Source organism: Streptomyces sp. P17, assembly GCF_032436805.1.
In the GTDB taxonomy this organism is placed as follows: domain Bacteria; phylum Actinomycetota; class Actinomycetes; order Streptomycetales; family Streptomycetaceae; genus Streptomyces.
The window spans coordinates 64,716-85,361 of record NZ_JAVRBF010000009.1 but is presented as its reverse complement, the minus strand read 5'-3'; the positions used below and the strand labels follow the sequence as shown (position 1 = coordinate 85,361).

The 20,646-nt window shown below is 73.0% G+C and carries 19 protein-coding genes; 15 read left to right on the top strand and 4 right to left on the bottom strand.

Annotated features, from left to right (window positions below; translation table 11 throughout):
* Positions 1-8: 8 nt before the first annotated feature.
* The 4 genes from RMT89_RS08060 (at position 9) to RMT89_RS08045 (ending at position 3,365) form a co-directional block, all read left to right on the top strand.
* Positions 9-974 carry a phosphoribosylaminoimidazolesuccinocarboxamide synthase gene (locus RMT89_RS08060; RefSeq protein WP_007492657.1) on the top strand — a complete coding sequence of 322 codons (966 nt, stop codon included), beginning with the start codon at positions 9-11 and terminating at the stop codon, positions 972-974.
* Between the two features lie 91 nt (positions 975-1,065).
* On the top strand, positions 1,066-1,728 hold the full coding sequence (locus RMT89_RS08055) for a PolC-type DNA polymerase III (RefSeq protein WP_007492660.1): 663 nt from the start codon (positions 1,066-1,068) through the stop codon (positions 1,726-1,728).
* A gap of 58 nt (positions 1,729-1,786) precedes the next feature.
* Positions 1,787-2,431 carry a disulfide bond formation protein DsbA gene (locus RMT89_RS08050; RefSeq protein WP_050815019.1) on the top strand — a complete coding sequence of 215 codons (645 nt, stop codon included), beginning with the start codon at positions 1,787-1,789 and terminating at the stop codon, positions 2,429-2,431.
* Between the two features lie 100 nt (positions 2,432-2,531).
* Positions 2,532-3,365 (top strand): class I SAM-dependent methyltransferase, encoded by an 834-nt coding sequence (locus tag RMT89_RS08045; protein ID WP_007492663.1) that lies wholly within the window; start codon positions 2,532-2,534, stop codon positions 3,363-3,365.
* Positions 3,366-3,457: 92 nt separating this feature from the next.
* Here the strand turns inward: RMT89_RS08045 and RMT89_RS08040 are convergent, their stop codons facing one another.
* Entirely contained in the window at positions 3,458-4,018 is a 561-nt protein-coding gene (locus RMT89_RS08040) for an NUDIX hydrolase (RefSeq protein ID WP_007492664.1), read from the bottom strand.
* 365 nt (positions 4,019-4,383) lie between these two features.
* Here RMT89_RS08040 and RMT89_RS08035 point away from each other — a divergent pair, with 365 nt between their 5' ends.
* The 4 genes from RMT89_RS08035 (at position 4,384) to RMT89_RS08020 (ending at position 9,133) form a co-directional block, all read left to right on the top strand.
* The gene (locus RMT89_RS08035; RefSeq protein ID WP_043728859.1) at positions 4,384-6,273 is read left to right on the top strand and encodes an ABC transporter ATP-binding protein; all 1,890 of its coding nucleotides are present in this window, start codon (positions 4,384-4,386) and stop codon (positions 6,271-6,273) included.
* 341 nt (positions 6,274-6,614) lie between these two features.
* Positions 6,615-7,106 carry a bifunctional 2-polyprenyl-6-hydroxyphenol methylase/3-demethylubiquinol 3-O-methyltransferase UbiG gene (locus tag RMT89_RS08030; protein WP_106432613.1) on the top strand — a complete coding sequence of 164 codons (492 nt, stop codon included), beginning with the start codon at positions 6,615-6,617 and terminating at the stop codon, positions 7,104-7,106.
* Between the two features lie 30 nt (positions 7,107-7,136).
* On the top strand, positions 7,137-8,297 hold the full coding sequence (locus RMT89_RS08025) for a bifunctional class I SAM-dependent methyltransferase/NUDIX hydrolase (protein ID WP_007492667.1): 1,161 nt from the start codon (positions 7,137-7,139) through the stop codon (positions 8,295-8,297).
* Positions 8,298-8,347: 50 nt separating this feature from the next.
* On the top strand, positions 8,348-9,133 hold the full coding sequence (locus RMT89_RS08020) for a PIG-L deacetylase family protein (protein ID WP_007492668.1): 786 nt from the start codon (positions 8,348-8,350) through the stop codon (positions 9,131-9,133).
* Here the strand turns inward: RMT89_RS08020 and RMT89_RS08015 are convergent.
* Both RMT89_RS08015 and RMT89_RS08010 read right to left on the bottom strand, forming a co-directional pair.
* Positions 9,125-9,643: a GNAT family N-acetyltransferase gene (locus RMT89_RS08015; protein ID WP_007492669.1), complete on the bottom strand. Its 519-nt coding sequence runs from the start codon at positions 9,641-9,643 to the stop codon at positions 9,125-9,127. The two genes, RMT89_RS08020 and RMT89_RS08015, sit on opposite strands and share 9 nt — an antisense overlap.
* Positions 9,640-11,079: a hypothetical protein gene (locus RMT89_RS08010; RefSeq protein ID WP_007492670.1), complete on the bottom strand. Its 1,440-nt coding sequence runs from the start codon at positions 11,077-11,079 to the stop codon at positions 9,640-9,642. The genes RMT89_RS08015 and RMT89_RS08010 overlap by 4 nt, the downstream gene beginning before the upstream one ends.
* A 251-nt stretch (positions 11,080-11,330) precedes the next feature.
* On the opposite strand from RMT89_RS08010, the gene RMT89_RS08005 reads away from it, so the two are divergent.
* From RMT89_RS08005 to RMT89_RS07975, 7 genes are read left to right on the top strand one after another with little or no spacing between them, the layout of a single operon-like run.
* On the top strand, positions 11,331-12,539 hold the full coding sequence (locus RMT89_RS08005; RefSeq protein ID WP_078508475.1) for a DegT/DnrJ/EryC1/StrS aminotransferase family protein: 1,209 nt from the start codon (positions 11,331-11,333) through the stop codon (positions 12,537-12,539).
* A complete protein-coding gene (locus tag RMT89_RS08000; protein WP_007492672.1) occupies positions 12,536-13,984 on the top strand; it encodes a hypothetical protein in 1,449 nt (482 codons plus the stop codon). Before RMT89_RS08005 ends, RMT89_RS08000 begins: the two co-directional genes overlap by 4 nt.
* Complete coding sequence (locus RMT89_RS07995) at positions 13,977-14,705, top strand: phosphoribosyltransferase (RefSeq protein ID WP_007492674.1); 729 nt, start codon at positions 13,977-13,979, stop codon at positions 14,703-14,705. The genes RMT89_RS08000 and RMT89_RS07995 overlap by 8 nt, the downstream gene beginning before the upstream one ends.
* On the top strand, positions 14,614-17,589 hold the full coding sequence (locus RMT89_RS07990; protein WP_007492675.1) for a methyltransferase domain-containing protein: 2,976 nt from the start codon (positions 14,614-14,616) through the stop codon (positions 17,587-17,589). Before RMT89_RS07995 ends, RMT89_RS07990 begins: the two co-directional genes overlap by 92 nt.
* Positions 17,586-18,374, top strand: a complete 789-nt coding sequence (locus RMT89_RS07985; RefSeq protein ID WP_007492676.1) for an HAD family hydrolase — start codon at positions 17,586-17,588, stop codon at positions 18,372-18,374. The genes RMT89_RS07990 and RMT89_RS07985 overlap by 4 nt, the downstream gene beginning before the upstream one ends.
* Positions 18,371-19,705: a phosphoribosyltransferase gene (locus tag RMT89_RS07980; protein WP_007492678.1), complete on the top strand. Its 1,335-nt coding sequence runs from the start codon at positions 18,371-18,373 to the stop codon at positions 19,703-19,705. The genes RMT89_RS07985 and RMT89_RS07980 overlap by 4 nt, the downstream gene beginning before the upstream one ends.
* 16 nt (positions 19,706-19,721) lie before the next feature.
* The gene (locus RMT89_RS07975; RefSeq protein ID WP_007492679.1) at positions 19,722-20,501 is read left to right on the top strand and encodes a HisA/HisF-related TIM barrel protein; all 780 of its coding nucleotides are present in this window, start codon (positions 19,722-19,724) and stop codon (positions 20,499-20,501) included.
* Between the two features lie 18 nt (positions 20,502-20,519).
* On the opposite strand, the gene RMT89_RS07970 is transcribed toward RMT89_RS07975, so the two are convergent.
* The gene (locus tag RMT89_RS07970; protein ID WP_315883162.1) at positions 20,520-20,642 is read right to left on the bottom strand and encodes a hypothetical protein; all 123 of its coding nucleotides are present in this window, start codon (positions 20,640-20,642) and stop codon (positions 20,520-20,522) included.
* Between the last annotated feature and the right edge of the window lie 4 nt (positions 20,643-20,646).

The window sequence follows — 20,646 nt, the reverse complement described above, 5'->3', positions numbered from 1 at the left end:
GGAGCACGATGCCCGTCCTGAACTCGACCAAGAATTTGCACGTCATCGAACCGCCGACCGCGCGACGGGAAGGCGTCGGCGTCTTCGAGTACACCGACCACTACACCGTCTTCCACTACGGCCGGATGCCGGATGCGATCCCCGGCAAGGGCGAGGCGATCTGCCGCATGGCCGTCTTCAACTTCCGCTTGCTGGAGGATGCCGGCGTACGGACGCACTTCCGCCGGTTCATCGCCCCGAACCGGATCGAGTTCACCCTGGCGCGCCTCCCGGACCCCACCGCCCGTCCCCTCACTCCGGCGTCCGGCAACTACCTGCTCCCCCTCCAGGTCCTCTTCCGCAACGAGCTCCCGCCGGGCAGCTCCGTCCACCGGCGGCTGGCCGTCGGCGACCTGACCCCGGCCGATGTCGGACTCGACACGGTCCCCCCGGTCGGCGAGAAGCTGAAGCGGCCGCTCATCGAGTACGCAACGACCCGGGACGACGTGAACCGGTTCCTCACCGCGGCCGAGGCCCAGCACCTCGCCGGCCTGGACGACGAGCAGTTCCAGGCCCTGCGCGAGGTCACCCTCACGATCAACACGGTGCTGACCGGGCACGCGGACAAGGTCGGGCTGAGCCACTGCGACGGCAAGGCCGAGTACCTGATGTCGAGCGATCAGGAGCTGGTGCTCGCCGACAGCCCCGGCACACCGGACGAGAGCCGCCTGATGCTGGACGGCGTGCACTGTGGCAAGCAGGTCCTGCGGGACTGGTACGTGGGCTCCGGGAACGAGATCCCCACCAGCAAACTGATCGCCGACGGCGTGCCCCGCAGCCAGTGGCCGCGGCCCGCCTCGCTCCCGCCCGACTTCCTGCCGGTGATGACGGACCTGTACCGGTCCCTGAGCGAGACCTGGACCGGCGAGCAGCACTGGCATGGGCCGGATCTACCTGCCGCGGCCCGGGCCGTCGCCGACGTCATCGGCCGGTGACGGTGCATCACGACGGCTGGCAGTCGGGCATGCTCGCCTCGGCGCGGGCCGGGGCGAGCAGCGTGACGGAACCCACGAGAACGGTGATCACATGGGTCGCTTGACCGAGGACCCGGCCTTTCGGGCGACGACGTTCGTGGTCATCGACTTCGAGACGACGACCCCCACCGGCTACCCGGCCCAGCCCATCGAGGTCGCGGCCCTCGCTCTGCGCTGCCTGGACGGCGTCTGGCGGGAGACCGGCCGCAGTACGTCCCTGATCCGGCCGCCGGCGTTCGCCCCGGTGACCCCGGCGGACACCGCTCAAACCGGCTTGACCGCCGAGCAGCTCGAGGCGGCCCCCGCCCCGGCCGAGGCGCTGGGGGCACTGGACCGGCGGCTCACGGCCGGCACCCCGTACCTGCTGGTGGCCCAGCACGCGGCCACCGAGGCCGGCATCATCCACCACCAGGCGGAGCACTGCCCGACGCTGGCCCGTACCGACTTCCTCGACACGATCCCGCTGGCCAAGCGCCTCATCCCGAACCTGCCGAACTACAAACTCGACACGCTGCTGGCGCACTTCGGCATCCCGCAGCCGCCGGACCGGCACCGGGCCTTGGCCGACGTCGAGGTCACCGCGAAGGTCTTCCTCCGGCTCATCAGCGCCGCGGACGAAGACCCTCGGCTCGGCGGCCTTGCGGCCCTGGTCAAGGTCGCTGGTCGCACCGCCAAGCACAACCTGCCCGTCCAGAGCGGGCTGTTCGACATGTAACCCACCTACAGAACGCCGAACCCGTGCACGACCACACGGAGATTGGACGGTGCCCATCATGACGATCACGGAAGAGCCGCACAGCGACGATGTCCACGAGGTCCCGCTCTGGTTCGATCCGCTGTGCCCCTGGGCCTGGATCACCTCGCGCTGGCTCCTGGAGGTCGAGCAGGTCCGACCGGTGCGCGCCGACTGGCGGATCATGTCGCTCGCCTACCTCAACCTCGACCAGCGCGAGGGCAAGGGCCTCAGCGACGACTACCGGAAGCTGATGGAAAGGGCCTGGGGGTCGGTGCGCGTCTGCGCCGCCGCCGCCGAGCACGCCGGCCGCCCTGCGCTGGGCCCGCTGTACACCGCCATCGGCACCCGGCTGCACAACCAGCGGCGCCGCGAGGATCCCACCGTGATCACCGAAGCCCTGGCGGAGGCCGGTCTGCCAGCTTCGCTGGCCGCGGCGGCCACCAGCGCCCAGTTCGACCAGCTCATCAAGGACTCGCACCACGAGGCGTTCGACGAGGTCGGACTCGACGTCGGGACCCCCGTCCTGCGGATCGCCGGTACGACCCTGTTCGGCCCCGTGGTCACCCCGGCCCCCCGCGGCGAAGCCGCCGGACGGCTCTGGGACGGCCTGCTCGCCGTGGCCGCGACGGACGGCTTCTTCGAACTCAAGCGGACCCGGGACCGCAAGCCGTCCTTCGACTGATCCGGCACCCCCGGCGCGGCCTGCGCGCAGTACGGCTGAAGCCACCGACGCCACAGCCAACCGGCCGGCCCGGGACCAACACCGAATCGAGGACACCACGTTGACGCAGGACGCCCTGACCGGCTGGGACGACGAGACCACCGCCGAGGCCTACGCCACGTTCGCCCGCACCTTCCCCATGTACAGCGCCTCCAGCCGCGACCTCGCCGCCCGTGCCCGCCTCACCGACAGCCACATGATCGTTGACCTGTGCGGCGGCACCGGGGCGACAGCTGAAGCCATCCTCGCCCTGGCGCCGCCCGCCGCCCAGGTCATCTCCCTCGACAGCGCTCCGGCCATGCAGCGCATTGGCCGCCGCACCCTGAACGATCCACGCCTGTCCTGGGTCTCCGCCCCCGCCGAGGACCTGGCTGAGCACGCCCCCGCCCACGGCGTCGACGCCGTCGTGTGCAACTCGGCCATCTGGAAGACGGACGTGGCTGCCGTGTTCACCGCGGTCCGCCGCGTTCTGCGTCCCGGCGGCCGATTCGTGTTCAATATCGGCGGCGGATTCGCCGGAGTCACCCACCCGGACGCACAAACCCGACCCGCCAAGCCCTCGCTCGGCTCGCTGATCGAGCAGATCGCCGCCCGCGACTACGGCACGCCCCCGGCGCCGGCGAGCGCCGCCCGACTGCCGCTCACGGCCGTCACCGGCCATCTGGCTGCAGCCGGGCTGACGCTGGTGGAAACGGACGTCACGGCCCAGCACACCACCATGGCCGAGCGTAGGGCCTGGCTGTCCATCCCGGTCTTCGCCCGCCCCGAACGCGGCTTCTCCTACGAACAGCAGATGGCAATCCTGGATGAGGCGTATGCCCAGACTCATCCCGACGACGTCACGATCACGAGCTGGCTCGTCGTCGTCGCTCAACTCGACGGAGCCCAGGCGTGATCGGAGGGCGTCGGACCGAGCCCGCCGGGTCCCGGCCGGTGCGCGGCACGATCCAGTGCGGCGGCTGGCCCGAATCGTACGGTTCTGCGGGGTCAGCCCGCGTGGGCCGGCCTGATGACTGCCCGGGCGATGCGGTGGCCGACGAGCCGTTCGGCATCCCTGAGTGGATACCAGGCGGCGCCGGTCACCTCCGCTTCCTGGATCTGGCCCACGTCCGCGTGGTCCGTCGTGAAGGCGAACCCGATGTCGAGGTGGTAGTGGTCCGGCTCCCCCTTTTCCGGGCGGGCCGGCACGCGCCCGTACTCCACATACGCGGGGACCGGATCCGCCAGGAACACTGCCGCAGCATCGAGGCCGGTCTCTTCGGAGAGCTCGCGCACAGCGGCGTCGATCAGCGTGGTGTCGGTCGGCTCGAGATGGCCTCCGGGCTGCAAAGTGATCCCGTAGGCGCGGTGCTCGATCAGCAGGATCTCGCAGCCGCCACGCACCAGCAACGCGCCCACCGTCACGTGCATTGGGAAGCTCCGCCGCGAGGCGAAGCCCTCACCGCTGGAGAGCATCTGCACGGGCCGGGACAGCAGCTCGGCCTCATCCGGGTAGCGCTCAAGGTACGCGGCCAGGGCGTCCGAGATGGCGGCATCACTGATCGCCACGGGCCACCTCCGATTCGGTCCGGGAACGCTCCCGGTCACCGACCGCTCGGATACGGGCATCGAGCACGTGCACAGTCAGCTCCAGCGAAGGTTCGTGGCGTACGGGGAGGTTCGCACTCTACAACTCGAGTGCGAGCCGGTGCGGCCCAACGCGCCCATCCCCAGCTCGCGAGCACCATCGTCGGCGATTCGGCCAACCACCCACATTCACACACCTGTTGCGCGGGCTGGATCCATGCATCGTCCACGCGCCGCCACCCGCTCTATCTCGGGATTTCAGGACCGACCGAAACACATGTGTTCGATATCCCGGCCGGGTCGTTGAGCCTCACGACAACGCAGGACGACCGTCAAGGGGGACCACGTTGACCTCGGCCGCTACGAACGAACACCACGCCACTGCGCCTCCTCCGCCACCACCGGCAGAGATCACCTATAGCGGGCAGTACTCCGTCAATCCGCTCGCCGAGGTGTCCTTCCGGCGGATGTGCGGGCAGATCCCGGCCGTTCTGCGCCGGATTGCCCGGCTGTCGTGGCGGACCGACCGGCGGGCCGTGCAGTTGCTGCTCGGCTGCCAGGTGGTCACGGGCATCTCGGCCGCAGTGCTGCTGACCGCCACCGCCCGCGCCATGAGGCCAGTTCTCGGCGACGGCTCCGCCGGCGACCGGCTGCACGGAGCTGTCCCGGCACTGGTGGTGGTTGCGCTCGCTGCCGCGCTGGGCCGCGGCGCGGCGGCGGTGGCCACGTACGCGGAGCGGCGGATCACCCCGCGGCTGACGACGGAGACGGACAGCGCCCTGGTCGAGGCCGTGTGCCGGGTGGAGGCGTCCGCGTACGCGGAGGAGGGGTTCTCCGACCGGCACGAGGCGGCCGAGATGGGGGTGATCCGCACCCAGGTCATGGTCGCCGATGCACAGCGGTTCCTGTCCGCGCTGATCCGAATGGTCACCGCCGGCGGGGTGCTGTCGGTGCTGAACCCGCTGATGCTGCCGCTGCTCCTGCTCGCGGTGCTGCCGGCCGGTGTCGGGGCGGTCCTGACCGCCCGGGTCGACTACGAGATCCACTACGCCAACATCGCCGACCGTAACGTGCGCGGGATGATGCGCTGGTGGGCGACCACGTCGAAGTACGGAGACGAGGTCCGCGCCAACTCGATGACCGACTACCTCGTCTACTGGTACCGGGCCCTGTCCGACCGGTGCGACCGGCGCACCCTGGCCGCCGCGCCGCGGACCCTGCGGATCGCTCTGATCTCCGCCGTGGCGGGCGGCGTGTTCCTCGTCGCGACCTGGGGAGCGCTGGCGTGGCTGGCGGTCTCAGGTCGGATCGAACTGGCGGTCGCGGCCACGGCCGTCATCGCCGTGCAGACCACGCTCGCCGCGCTCTCCCAGGTCGTCATCAACGGCGCTGCGGTCTTTCACACCAGCCTCTACCTGAGCGACATGCAGGCCTTCCTCGACGACGCCGCGGCCCGCACCCCCAAGCGCGGCCCAGACAGGCCCGGCGACATGGTCGAGCAGATCCGGCTCGAGGAGGTCTCCTACCAGTACCCGGGCAAGGACAAGCCCGCCGTCGACGGTGTCTCCCTCACCCTGGAGCGCGGTCAAATCCTCGCGATCGTCGGCGCGAACGGCTCAGGCAAGTCCACGCTCACCCGCCTGCTCACCGGCATCTACCTGGCGGACAAGGGCAAGGTCACCTGGAACGGTGCCGACCTGGCCAAGGTGGACCCCGCCAGCGTGTGGGCGCAGACCGGGCTGGTGCCACAGATCTTCGCCCAGTGGCCGATGCCGCTCCGGGAGAACGTCACCCTCGGTCAGCCCCGCACCTACGACGACGGCCCCGTCTGGGAGGCGATCGACGCAGTGGGCCTGCGCGAAGCCATCGACGACCTGCCCGCGGGCTTGGACACCCTGCTGTCCCGCGAGGTCTTCGGGGGTTCGGAGCTGTCCGGCGGGCAGTGGCAGCGCATCGCGTGTTCCCGGGCCCTGTACCGCCTGCCGGGTCTGCTGATCCTGGACGAGCCGACTTCCCAGATGGACCCGCGCGGTGAGCACCAGATCTTCGAGCAGATCAAGGCCATCGCCGCAGGCCGGATCACCATCGTGGTCACCCACCGCCTGGAGAACACCAAGATCGCCGATCACATCATCGTGATGGAGCACGGCCGGATCACCGAACAGGGCCGGTACGACGACCTCGTCCACGCCGGCGGAACCTTCGCCGAGCTCCTTCAACTTTCCCAGGACCGCTGACCACTTGAGCCCGCCCGTCGTCCCGCCGCCGTGTGGCGGCGAGACGACAGCATCGCCGAGGAGAAGCCTGTGCTCCCTTCCCTGATCCCCGCCGACGACCGCACTGGCCCGGTGCCCGCCCGCGTATCCGAACGCGGGGTAGGTGGCTCCAGGCAGACGAAACCCCTGCCCCCGGCGGTTCGACGCTGGGCGGAGCGGCACATCGGGTCCACGGCCGTGCCGACCGCCTGGGGAGGAGCAGCGTGACCATCACCGGGTCTACCGCGAGCGCCGCCTACTGGGAACCGCTCTGGGCCGAAGGGCGCCGGTACCGACCGTTGTCTGAGACCGAGTTGGGGCTTATGAACGATCACCTTGGTCCTGGGCGTAGTCGTCCCGCTCTCGACATCGGCAGCGGTGACGGCACCCTGGCCCGGCACCTGCATCACGAGCTCGGATACCGCACGACCGGCATCGACTGCTCCCCCAGCGCCCTCGCCCTCGCCGCCGCCCAAGACACCGGTACTGCCCCGGGGCCGGGCTGGCGGTGCTGGGACATCACCACCGGCGACCTGGCCGCCCTGCCCGATGCGGCCTACGCCATCGTCACCTGCCGCCTGGTCTACCGGTGGATGGACGACAAGGCCGCGTTCGTCGACCGCGTCCGCCGCCTCTTGGCGCCCGGCGGCACGTTCTGGGTCGTCACCGAGATTGCTGGCCGCCGTACGACCAGCGATCCCGCCCTCCAGCGGCTTGGGATCACGAGGGCGGACGCCGAGCTGCTCACGGCCGGTTGGTCCATCGTCCGCACCGCCGACCTCGACGTCCTGCGCTGCTACGCCCTGCGTCCCTGAACATCCCTTCTTGCTGCTGGAGAGCACTTCATGTCGGACACCGACGCACAGAACATGGCCGCCTGGACGACGTACGGCGCTCACCAGCTCGCCCGGGCGGTCAAGCTGCCCGAGTTGGACGGGTGGGACTGGGACGTCCCCGACGCCGGCCCCGGCATCGAGGTCTTCGGCGACGTGAGGGGGCTGCGCGTGCTCGACCTGGGCAGCGGGCTGGGCCGGCACGCCGCCTACATGGCCGCCCTCGGCGCTCAGGTCACCGCCGTGGACTCCTCCCCCACCCAGCACGAGCGCGCCGCCGCCCGCTACCCGGCCACCCGGGGTCTGCGCCTGGAGTGCGCCGACGCGGCGGACCACCTGCGCGCCGCCGGTCCGTACGACTTGGTCTACTCCGTCAGCGGGCTCCCGTTCACCGACCCGCGACAGCTGCTGGCCGCCCTGGCCAACGGCATCCGGCCCGGCGGCCGGCTGATCTTCTCGGCGCTGCACACCAACTCCGACGGCCGCGGACCCTCCAGCGAAGTGGCCTCGCGGCCCGAGGTGCTGCGGCTGCCCGGCACGACCGAGGACCACATTGTGCACATGTGGGTGCTCAGCCCGCAGTTGTGGGAAGACCTCCTCGGCGAGCACGGCTTCATCCTGGAGTCGGTCACGGCGATCGACTCCCCGCAGCCGGACAACTCGGTCTCCTACCGGCTGTACGCGGCCCGCCGCCCGGAGCGCGTGCCGAGCCGGCCCCGCAGCAGGTCGCTGCCGCCGCCGACCGCCGCGCTCGGGGTCGGGGTGATCGTCCAGGGTGCCGACGGTGTCCTTCTCGGCCGTCACCGGCGCGGCACGTGGGAGCTGGCAGGCGGGTCCGTGGAGCCGGGCGAGTCCTTCGCCGAGGCGGCAGTCCGCGAACTCTACGAAGAGGCCGGTCTGCTGGCGGACCCAGGCGGTGCGCGGGTACTGGGCACCCTCCTTGACCAGGTGGGCGACATCGTTCCCGTGACGGTGCCCGTTCTGGTCACCACCTGGTCCGGCACGCCGCAGCAGCGGGAGGAAGCCGTCGGGTCCTGGCGATTCTGGCCCCTTGCCGCGCTGCCGCAGCCGCTGTTCGTGCCCAGCGCCCAGTGCCTGACCGCCTGGAACCCCAGCCTCCCGCTCGATCACCCGCCCGCCCACGTCCAGCCGTACGCCTCCCGCGGTTGGTAGCCCGGCGCGACCACCCTCCGCTACCGCGTTCGACAGAAAGGGTCTTATCCGTGCCTCCGTCCTCTTCTACGTCCCGGCCGTCCCTGCTGGCCGTCTTCGGCCATCCGGACGACGAGTCCCTCCTGGTCGGCGGCGTCCTCGCGCAGCACGCCGCCGCAGGCGCCGCGACCGCCGTGGTCACCGCCACCTGGGCACCCGACAGCCACCGGGCCGGTGAACTCGCCGACGCCCTGGACATCCTGGGGGCGGGCAAGCCGCGAATGCTGGGATTCGCCGATGCCCGCATCCCTGACTCCGCGCCCGGCCGGCCCCGGCTCTGCGACGCCCCGCTGGAGGAGGTGGCGGGACTGATCGTCGAACACATCCGCGCCGTACGGCCGCACATCGTCGTCACCCACGACGCCTACGGCCAACTGACCGGCCACCCGGATCACCTCCGCACCCACCAGGCGACCCTGCTGGCGTTCCACGCCGCGGGCCTGGAACACCTCTACCCGCAGGCCGGGGCTCCGTGGCAGCCCGATGCGTTGTACGCCGCGACGCATCCGGATTCGGGGGTGGACGAACTGGGTGTGCTGTTGACGCGGGTCGGCAAGAAGGTGCTCAGCGTGCCGGACGGACACGTCAACGCGACGGTCGATGTGAGCGACTGCCTGGATAGGAAGTGGGCGGCGATCTTGGCGCACCGCAGCGAAGCAGCGCGGGAGCGGCCTCTTCCTGGGATCCTCTCGCGGCTTCCCGAAGCGACGCGAGAGTCGATCATCGCGACGGAGTACTTCACCCTCCTTGGCGGGAGGCCAGCGCCGGGCGGGGCTGTCCTCCAGCAGTCACGGTGAGCTGCTGCCGAGGGGCTTGATCATGGCCCGGTTGACTCGGTGGTCGCGTCCGGCGACGTAGGAGGGGCAGGGCAGATAGCCGGTGCGGCGGTAGAGGGCCAGGGCGGCAGTGTTGCGCCGTCCGGTCTCCAGCATGATCCGCGTTACCCCGCGGCTGACAGCGTGCCGTTCGAGGTGTTCGAGAAGGTACCGGCCGATTCCGTGGCCGCGGGCTTCGCCGGAGACATACATCCGCTTGATCTCCGCGGTGTGCTCGTCGAGGAGGCGTACGCCTCCGCACCCGACCGCCTCTTGGTCCAGGTGGGCGATGAGGAACAGGCCGCGGGGCGGGTCGAAGTCCGCCTCGGGGGTGGTGTCCGGATCGTCGGCGAAGCCGTACAGGCCGAGCTGTTCAGCGCGTAGGGCCTGGGTCAGGCGGCGGGCGTCCGGATGGTCGTAGGGCGCGGCGGTCACGGAGGGCGTCAGGCATATCTCGGCGGGGGCGTCGGGGGCGGTGGGCACGAAGGTCATGAAGCCGATAGTGCCCTGTCGACGGCGGTGAGCGCACGGGCGCCGTCCGGTGCGCGCATGCGGGCGCCTGCGGAGCGGCGGATCCGGCGCAGGAGGTTGCGGCAGCGGATGGACTGCACGTCGGGTACCCGGTCGGCGAGTTGCAGGAGGGTGGCTGCGGTGGCGTCGGGGTCGCGGGCGAGGACGTGGGCGTGCGCAAGGTGGATGCCGTGCAGGAGGGCGGAGCGGGGGAAGCCGCTGGTGGGGCCGTGGTCGGTGAGGGGTGACAGGAGTGTGGTCGCCTCGGCGAGCAGGCGCCTGGTGTGAGCGGGGTTGGTGGCGGCGAGTTCGACGAGGGCGTGGCCGGCCTCGGCGGAGACCTGTTCGGGGGTGAAGTAGTACAGGGAGGGAGGGTCGTCGTCCCGGCGGTGTTCCAGGAGGGCCCGGCAGCGCTCGGTGGCGTCCCGGAAGGCACTGATGTCACCGGCGGCGGCGTGGGCGGTGGCCATGCGGCCCCATGCGCGAGCGCGGACGATGGGGCTGCTGCGGGCGGTGTGGTCGACGGCGGCTTCGGCGTAGCGCAGGGCGGCGGCGGGCTTGCCGGCCGCGGCGTGCTGGTAGGCCAGCATGCCTAAGACGTTGGCGACCGTGATGGTGTCGTCGGCGGCTCGGGCGAGGCGGATCGCGAGGAGCTGGTAGCGCTGGGCTGCCGCGTGGAGGTCGGCGTCGAAGGCCATCCACCCGCTGAGCTGGGCCATGCCGCTGGCGGTGGCAAGGAGGCGGGTGCCGACGTCGGTGGTGTAGCTGCTGCTGCGGACCAGGTCGAGAACGCCGGCGAGTTCGGTGCGCACGTACCGCTGGGACAGGGCTCCGCCTCCGGCGGTGTCGTCCAGCCGCCGCAGGCGGCCGAGATGGCCTTCGAGGACGTCGACGAACGCGGGCAGGACCTGCTCCTGGGTGCCCTGTGCAGCGGCGCGCAGCGGGCTTTGCCGGGTGGCGTCCCACACGGCGCTCAGGAGTTGGCTGTCGCCTGCCGGGTGGAGGATGGCCTGCTCTTGCGGGTCGGTGGCGGTCCACGCGGTGGCGGTGGCCAGGACATCAGCGACCGAGCGGCGGCCGACGAGGTCGTCGGTGGCGGTCTTCTCGGGCGTCGTGCCGCCCGCAGCGGGCTCTCCCCAGAGGTCCGCGGCGGTGGAGGGGGTGCCGGTGGCCTCGGTGAGGACGGTGGCCACGAGCCGGCGCACGGTCGCCGAGCGGGGCCTGGTGCCATTGAGCCAGGCCCGGCCAGCGGTCAGGTGCAAGGTGGGCTGGCCCGCGGCTTCCAGGCGGGAGTTGAGGGCCCGGACGAGATCACGGGGCGTCCATCGGGCTGCCCGGAGGGCGGCGGCCAGGGCCCGGTTCGAGGAGGGCGCGGACGCCGACCCGGCGTCCGCAGACGTCGCGTCGCGGAGGGTCATCACGCCCGGACGCTACGTCAGATCTCCTGTGTGGAGCGCGAATTCTCGGCTTTTCTCGCTCTCCCCGCGAAATTCTCAACGTTCTCTCCGGTCCCCTCTGCCGCGGTCTCTCCGAGCGCTGTGTGCTGTGAGCCCGCCGCCGGCCGACCGCGCCGACGGCTTGGCCGGCCTTCATCCGGGCCGTCGCCGCCACCTGTCACGACGCGTACGGCCGCCTACCGGCCGCCGTTACACGGGAGTTGGAGAACGCCATGCCGCACCGTTTTGAGCCGAGTCCGCAGCGCGAACGGATCGCTGCGGCGCTCGCGGACTACATTCGCGCGGGAGGGCCGCTGTCGGTGGCAGATGGCTCCGGCGTGATCGGGGAACTGGAGCAGCGGATCGAGAAGGTTCTGGGCCTGCCGGATCCGCTGTCGTTCTCCTCGGGCACCGCCGGGCTGCACGCGGCCTACCTCGCGCTGGACATGCCGCCCGGCTCGGAGGTGATCGGGCCGGTCACCACGTTCCACGCCTCGCTGACACCGGCGCTGCACGCCGGGCTCAACGCGGTGCTGGTCGACGTCGAGCCGGACACCGGGAACCTGTGCCCGGCGGCGCTGGAGGCGGCGATTACCCCGCTGACCCGTTGCGTGACGGTGACGCACTACCTGGGGCATCCCGCCGCGATGGAGGAGATCACCCGAATCTGCCGCGAACGGGGTCTGCACCTGATCGAGGACATCAGCCACGCCTACCTGTCGACGCTGAACGGGCAGCGGGTCGGGACGTTCGGCGACATCTGCGTCGGCAGCATGCAGGACAGGAAGTCCTGGCCCGCCGGTGAGGGTGGCCTGTTCAGCGCCTCGCGCCCGCAGTGGCGCGAGCGGGCGCTGCTGGCCGGCCACTACCGCGGCCGCGCTCTGCTGCTGGAGGACCCGGAGCTGGCGGCGTTCGGGGAGACCGGGCTGGGGCTGAAGATGCGGATGCACCCGCTGGCCGCGGTGGTGGGCCTGGCCAACGCCGAGGACCTGGTGGAACGCCTGGCGGCCCGCCGCGCGCTGCTGGAGCGGCTGAGCCGGGGCCTTCAGGGCCTGGCGGGGGTACGGCCGCCGGTGGTACGGCCCGGCGCCGGCATGGGCGGCTGGTTCTCCTACCGGCCGCAGATCCAGCCCGGCGAACTGAAGCAGGGGGTGGCCGTCGACACCTACCTGCGGCGGCTGCGGGACGCTGGGGTTCCGGCACACTACCCGTCGGTCGGCTCGCTGTCCGGCATGCCACTGTTCACGTGTCCGGTCCCGCTGCACGCCGCGGCCGGCACCTGGCGGCCGCGGCGGTGCGGTCCCTTCCACGGCGAGAGCGCTTACAACGCGGGCCGGATCAGCGTGAGCGTCACCGGCGAGGACACCGAGGAGACGATCGACGCCTACGCCGCCGTCTTCGCCGAGGCGTCCCAGGCCCTGGCCCGGCCGGTGGCGGCATGACTGCCGGGGCAGCCGTCCCCACCGCGCCCGCCGAGCCCGGCCGGGCGGGCCTCGAGCTGCCGGCGCGGCGCCGGCTGTTCGGCTGGTCGCAGGAGATGGCCGCGCAGCGCCGGGAACTGGAGCGCGGCTGGACGGCGGCGCTCCAGGCCGGCGGCGCGATCAGCCCGCCACCGAGTGCTGCGCCGGCGCAGTATCTGGCGGACGGCGGCGGCTTCCGTGTTCCGGCCGCGCTGGAGGATCAACTTTCGGCGGCGGCGCGGGCGTTCTTCGACGACCGGGTGGTGCGCGAGGGTTGGGTGTACCTGCGCGGATTCGGCTACTACGCGGCCGACGCGCAGATGTACCTGCCCGGCCGCGCTCCTGCGCCCGGCCGGCGGTTCGCCGCCGTCCAGCAACGGTGGCCCCGGTACGCGGCGTTCGCCCGCCCGCTGGCGGAGCCCGCGGCGCGGGAACCGGCCGGGTGGTACGCGTGGCTGGCGTGGTTGGCGTTCCTTGAATCGGCGGTGCAGGACGTGTGCAGCGCGCGGTGGAGCGCCGCAGTCCTCGGCCACGGCGGGGCGGCCGGGGTGCTGGACGAGGTCCTGGAGGGGCTCGGCTCGCTGCTGGCCGAGGCGGCCTGGAACCGGTGGCAGCCGGACAGTTGCTCGGCCGGGCCGTGCGATCCGGCCACCTGGGCGGAGCGGGCCGCCGCGTTGACCGCCGATGCCCGGATCCCGGAGGTCCTGTGCGAGCTGGCGCGGGCGCTGCAGGGGCCCGAGGTCGCGGCGGACGCGGTGCGCGCCGTGCGCGAGGGCGACGTGCTGTGGCAGATCGCCGCTGTCGCACAGACCCGCTGGCCAGCGCTGGCCGCAGCGCATCCGGGCGCGCCGGTGCTGCTTGTCAGCGAGGCGTTCGGCGCGATGGCCGCGGGCCCGGTGTTCGCCGGGATGCTGCCGGCCGGTCAGCGAGGCCGGGTCCGCCTCGCGCTCGCCCGCGGCTCGGTCCACGAGGAGGAGATGGCCCGGGTCTCCGGTACCGCATGGCGCACCGGGCGCCTGGAGGCGGACGGGCAGGTGGTGGTGCACCTGGACGACAGCGTGTTCACCGGTCTCACCCACGCCGGACTGCGCCGGGCCCTGACCGGCGTCCCAGCTGCGGTGTACCTGGTGCCGCTGACCCTGGACGTGGGCACGCCCTTCAACCACCCGGAAGAGATCACCGCGCTCGGCCGCAGCATCGGCGAGCACCTGGCCGGCCTGGAATCCGCCGTGCGCGCTGCGGGCGGGGCGCTGCCGCCCGCACCGAGCCTGTGGGCGCGCCGCAAGACTCCCGCCCCGGCCCACGGCGCCGGCGGCGGTCCGGCGGACCAACCGCGAAAGGAGGCGTTCGCGCGGGTGGCGGGCGGCTCGGACCGGCTGATGGCGCTGCTGTGGGACCGCTACGCCCCGGAAGTCCGCGATGCCTGACCGCCTGAGCCCGCGAACGCCGACCGAGGTGCCGGCGTCCGACCTGGTGTTCACCGCGGCGGTCGGCCGCCGGGCCCGCATGGTGTCCTGGCTCGCGTACCAGCAGATGGCCGCCGACGTGGCCGGGCAGATCCGCCGCGCCCACCCCGGTGCGGTGACGCTGGTGGGGATCTTGCAGGGCGGGTGGATCACCGCCCAGTCCCTGGCCGATCTCCTGCCCGCCGCGACGGTGCTGGCCGCCGCCGCTCGCCGCCGCGGCGAGCGTACCGACGGCCTGGAGCTTCTCGCCGCGGCCGACGGGCTCCTTGCCCCCGGCACGCCGCCGCAGGACCAGCCGCTGATCGTGGTGGACGAGGTCGTCGACTCCGGCCGCACCGCCCGCTTCTTCCTTGACCACCTCGCCCCGTACGAACCGCAGTTGGCGTGCTTGGCGGCCTCGGACACCGCGGACCCGTCGCCGCACTTCACTGCCTGGTCCATGTCCGACCTGCCCGCGCTGGTCCTGCCCTGGCGGGTCCTGCGCGACGCCGACCAGATGGCCGCGTGCCTGCTGGCCGCCGGCCCCCTGACCACCACCCAACTCGACGAGAGGCTGCGTGACCTCGGCCATGACATCGACCTCGACCTCCTTGAGCGTCGCCTCGACCATCTCGCCGCCCGCGACCGGCTTCACCGCGACGGGGACCTCTGGCGCCTTCCCGGCGGGCCGGACGCCCGCTGACCCCACGATCGTCGGCGGCATCGAGCGGGTGGCCGCGTTCTACGACGCGGACCCCGAGCGGGAGTGGCGGCGCACCCGTTCCGGCCCCTACCACCGGTTGGAGACGGAGGTCCTCCACCAGCAGGTCCTGGCCGGGCTGCGCCCGGGAAGCCGCATTCTCGACATCGGCTCGGGCCCCGGCGTCCACGCCCTGGAACTGGCCCGCCGCGGACACCTGGTCGCCCTGTCCGACCTGTCCGTGAAAAGCCTGGACAGCGCCCGCGCCCGCTTCCGCGAGGCCGGTCTGGAAGGGCACCTGCTGGGCACGCAGCACGGCCCGGCGCAGCACCTCGCTCCGCCCCCGGGCCAGTTCGACGCGGTGCTGATGTTCGGCCCCCTGTACCACCTGCTCGATGACGCGGACGCCCTCGAGGCGGTGCGCCGGGCCGCGACCGTGCTGGCACCGGGCGGCCGCCTCCACGCGATCTTCCTGACCCGCACCTCGGTGCTGCGGGACCTGCTCAAGCGCGGCCGGTTCGCGGAAATGACCGCCCTGACCGGCGGCGGATACCTCGACCACGGCCGCTACCAACCGCTGTCGACGGTGTCGGCCGACGACTACATGCCGCCCACCCGCACCCACCGCCTCACCGAGGCTGAAGACCTGCTGCATGCGGCCGGCCTGGAGGTCACCGACCGGTACTCGCTGGAGGGCGTCGCAGCGTGGATGCGCCCGTACGTCGACCAGACGGCCACCGACCAGGCGGCGTTCACCGCGCTGAGCCGCGCAGTGCGCGAGACCACCCAGGTGAGCGAACTCCTCGAAGCGGGCGATCACTTCCTGCTGTCCGCCGCACCGGCCGGACTGCCGCGCCCACGCCGACGACCGCACCGGGTGGAGGGGCGGGCGGACCTCGTCGGGCGCCACCGCGGCGTGCTGGCCGGCGCCGACGGCCGCATCACCTTCGCCCCGGCCCTCATCCGCCACCGCGGCCGCCGCCTGCTGGCCGTGACCACCGGGCCGGCCGACGCCCGGACCTACATCCCCCGGCAGCTGCCCGGCCGCGCCCCCGAGCCCTGGTACACCGGCGGCCGCAACCGCATCGTCCTTACGGCTGCGCCCGAGCCCGGGGGCGGGCCGGTGCCCCTGGACGGTGCCCGGCCGCTGCCGGTCCCGGACGGCTGCGACGACGTCACCGGCGCGAGCCTGGCGGTCCACCAGGACGCGCTGCACGCCTACTTCAGCGCGCGGCCCGACGGCGGGGCCTGGTCGATCTACCACACCATCAGCCGCGACGGCGGAACCACCTGGGCCGCCCCCCGACTCGTCCTCACCCCGGGCACCGAGGAGGGGGCGACCGACGGCGAGCACGTGCTGCTGCCGGCCGTGCTGCACCGCGGCGGCGCCTGGTGGATGTGGTACGCCGGACGCGACGACCATCACCGGCGCATCCACCTGGCCACCTCCAACGACGGCCGCACCTGGCAGCGCCACGGCGTCGTCGTCCCCACCGGCCCGGCCGGAGCCCCGGACGCGTACGCCGCCGACTGCCCCGCCGTCGCCGCGACGTCCGACGGCGGCTTGCTGATGGTCTACGGCGCCGGCACCTCCCGCTCCCTGGCCGCCGCGCACTCCCGCGACGGCCTAACCTGGCGACCGCTGGGCACCGTCCTGCACCGCGGCGGCCCCGGCAGCCCGGACTCCCGCTACGCCTTCTACCCCGCGCTGCTGCCCGAGGGCGGCGGACGGATCCGGCTGCTGTACGCGGGCGAGGACGACCAGGCTCGCTGGACGGTACTGGACGCCGGCCTGCTGGACGCCAAGCTGCTGGCCGAGCGTCCCACTCCGCTGCCGCTGACCGACGAGATCGCCGCGGCCGTCGACCGCGTCCGCGACGAGGTACCCGCCCCGTACTGGGACAGCCCGGACGACTGCCACGCCCCCGCTCCCGCCTACGCTTCCCCCGACGGGACGCTCACCCAGCTGCGGCCGAGCAGCACGCCGGTCTTCGGCGCCCGCACCGCCGCGGGAGCGGTCATCATCAAGCCCGGCCGCGGCCGGGCGTTCGCCGAACGGGAGCACACCGGTCTGCAGGCCCTCGCCCGGCATCTGCCCGTGCCCGCCACCGCGCTGCACTACCGAGGCGAGGACGCGACGCTGGTCTCCCAGGCTCTGGACGGCATCCCCCTACGCGACCTGGCCGCCACCGACCCGGAGCGGTTCCTATCGGTCCTGGGCGAGGTGGCCGCCCGGCTGGTCCACGGCGCCACCGCGACGCTGACCCCCCGCCGGGAGGACGACGTAGACCACTCGCTCCAGACGCCCGCGGTGCTGTCCGGCTGGGTCGAGGACCTCGCTCGCCGGCTGCAGCCCTGGGCCGACCACACCCTGCACCTCAACGGGACACCGACACAGCTCAGTTGCCGCTCGCTCATCCACCTCGCGCGCCGCTCCCTCACCCCGGCCGCCCCCGGCGGTTGGCTGATCCACGCCACCGGCGACCTCCACCTGTGCAACATCCTCGTCCACCCGACCGAGCCGCGCTGGTGGGTGATCGACGCCGAATTCGCCGGCCTGCACGACCTCGACCAGACGCTGGCCAAGCTGGCCGGTTCCTGCCTGAAGCACACCGGCCTGCTCGCCGACGCCGCGGTCCGCGAGCACCACGGTGTCCTGGAAATCACCTGCCCGCTGGCCGAGCCGTTGGGCGGACAACTCCTCGGCACGACCTGGCTGCTGGACCGGTTCGACGGCCTGCCCCTGGACCGGGCCCGGATCCTCGGCCTGCTCATGCCGGACTTGTTCTTCCGCCTCACCCGCGACGAGAACGCCCCCGCCGCCGCCGAGGGCCTGGCCGCCCTCGCTCTGGCTGCGCGGATGACCGGACACGGAGCAGCCCAGTGAACCCCGACCCCCACCAGCCGCTCGCGCCGCCACTGCCCGCGGTCACCACCGTCCTGTTCGACATCGACAACACGCTGATCCCCACCCGCGCGATCTGGCAGCGCGCCCTGCACGCCGTCGCCGCCCGCCTCGCCGACGCTCATCCCGGCGTGAGCGCGGCCGTCATCGCCTCCACCTACGTGAACACCTCCGACCGGCTGTGGGGCAACTACGACCACGCCCTGGCCGCGCTCGGCTCGCACACCGCCGCCCGCCGCCACGTATGGGAAGTCGCTTTGCGCGAAGCCGGGATCGAACTGGGCGAGCGGCAACTGACCGCCCACGTCGACGACTTCGCCCACCGGCAGGTGCGCGCGATCCGACCCGTCCCCTCCACCGTCGACGCCTTCCGGCGCCTCGCGCAGGTCTACCAGCTCGGCGTCATCACCAACGGCGACGCCGACCACCAGCACGCCAAGGTCAAACAGGCCGGCCTCGACCCATACTTCGAGACCGTGGTGTGCGCGCTGGGCAACGGCCACCGCAAGCCGCACCCCGCGCCGTTCCACCGGGCCTGCGAAGACCTGGCCGTCCGGCCCGAGCAGTGCCTGTACGTCGGCGACGAGTGGGACACCGACGTCGTCGGTGCCCGCGCCGCCGGACTGCACCCGGTCTGGATCACCCCCACCGGGCAGCCCCCGCCCGGATCGGGGCCGACCACCCGCTTCACCAACCTCGCCTCCTGCCTGACCGTGCTGCGCGACCACGCCGCGAGCAAGCCGATCCGCGAAACGGAGCCCACGTGACCACCACGGCTACCACCGTCTCTCCCCCACCCCGGGCGAACACGGCCCACCCCACCGGCCCCACCCTGCCGGATCCCCGCGCCGGGAGCGCCGTCGCCTGCGACCTGCTGGGCCTGGTGCACATCCCCGCCTCCGAACTGCGCCTCGCAGCCCGCGCTGGCCTGGACCCCGCACTGCTGGACGCTTTCCTCCCGGACGCCAGCGGGCCCCGGCCCGAGGCGGGCGCGCGGCATATCCGGCTCGGCCGGGGCCCGGCCTACTACCAGCCACGTACGGCGCTGCCGTCCTGGGCGGCGCTGGGCGAAGCCCTCGGCCGCCTGGACCGCCAGGCGCCAGGGCAGGCCCCGGCACTGCGGCACGCACTGCTCGACAACCTCCACAACCTCGCCGCCGCCGGCGCCTACACCCTCTGGCACGGCCTCACCGACCGCCCCCGCCTCACCGACGATCCGCGCCCGGCCGCGCTGGAACGCCTGCTGGAGATCGCCACCTCCACCGCCGCCGCTCTGCACGGCCACCGCGCCGCCGGCCCGTTCGCCCCGCACCCCGGCGACCTCGCGCTGCTGCAGGCCCACGAGGCGGGCTGGCGGACCTTCCGGGAGCTCGACAACACGGTCAAGATCGGCAACGAGCTGCGCTTCCTCGCCGAGCACGTACTGGCGCCCCAGCCCGACATCACCACGGTCCTCGCCCCGCTGTACGGGTCGCTGTCCCTCGCGCTGACCGCCCGGACCGTCCTTCCCGCCCTGCTCGGCCGACCGATCGACGTGCACCTGGTCCGCCTCGGCTTCCACGACCAGGGGAACGTCGCCTACCTCGGCGCCGGAGGTACCGTCCGCCACCGCGCTACCGCGCCCCGCGCCTACCGCGACCGCCTGACCGCCGCCGCCCGCGACACGACCGTACTGGTCATCGACGACAACGTCGGCTACGGCAGCACGCTGCGCGCCGCGCGCGCCCTGGTCGAACAGCTCGGCGGACGGGCCGTCACCCGCAGCGTCGAATCCGCCTGGACCCTGTACCACCGCTCCGGTCGGCACGACATCGCCGACGCCGCCGACCTGCCGAGCCTGCGCCCCAACCTGCACCACAGCATCCAGAAGCGCCTGACCGGGCACCTGCTGCGTGGAGACGCCGGCGCCTACCTGCGCGACGGGGCCCACCGTGCGGCGGGCACGCTGCACCGGCAGATGGCCTCCAGCTTCGACCTCGTGGTGAGCACCGGTACCTGGACCACCGCCCAACTGGCCGCCATGCGGACCGAACTCGCCCACGCCGCCACCTGGAACGAACCGCCCGTCCCCCGCCCGGCCGCGCTCGCCGCCGCCTGACCCCGGAGGCGCCCGCATGCCCACCACCCACACCCCGGCGACCGCAACAGCCACCGCCGTCCCCGCCGGGCCGACCGGTCACTGGCGGGTGAACGTCGACGTCCGCCACGGCACGGTCACCTCCCTCCCCGGCCTGCCGCCGGGACGGCTGCTCGCCGACCTCCTCGACGACGACGTTCCCACCGCCGTCATCGACCTCGACCGCTCCACCGGCACCAGCACCAGCACCGCGCTGCTGGAGACGGCCGTGCGCCACCACCCCGGCCAGCTGTGGGCCGGCGGCCGCCTGGCCCCGCGCGCCCCGGCCGTCCGCCGCCTCCTGGACGCCGGCGCCGCCGGTGTCCTGCTCGGCTCTACCGGCCTAGTCCCCGACGGCCGCCTCGACCCGCACGCCTGGCCGGACTTCACCACCCTCGCCGACGCCGGACAACTGATGCTGTCCCTCGACGCCGTGGACGGACGGATCGTTACCGACGGCTTCACCCGCACCACCAGCGTGGCGCTGACCGACGCCCTAGACGCCCTCCTCGACGCCACCGGCGGCACCCAGCCCATCCTGATCACCGACGCCCGCGCGGCCACCCACCGCACCCCGCCCCCCTGGCAGGCCCTCGACCGCATCGCGGGCCGCCACCCGCGCGCCGACCTGTGGTACGCCGGCGGCCTGGCCGGGTGGGCCGACCTGACGCGCCTGTGGCACGCCGGCTGGGGCGGCGTCGTCGGCCGCGCCTACCTCACCGCTCCCCGCGGTCTGCCCGACGCCGACGGCCGCCTCCACCGCACGCCACCCACGTAGAACCCGATCGGTCCGCCTCTACACCCCGCCGAGCTGACCGAGCTGCTGCACGCGGCCGGCTTCGTCGTCGACGAGCAGTTCGGCGGCTACGACGGCGCCCGGCCACTCACCGCCGACAGCCGCCCCCCCGTCACCACGCACCACC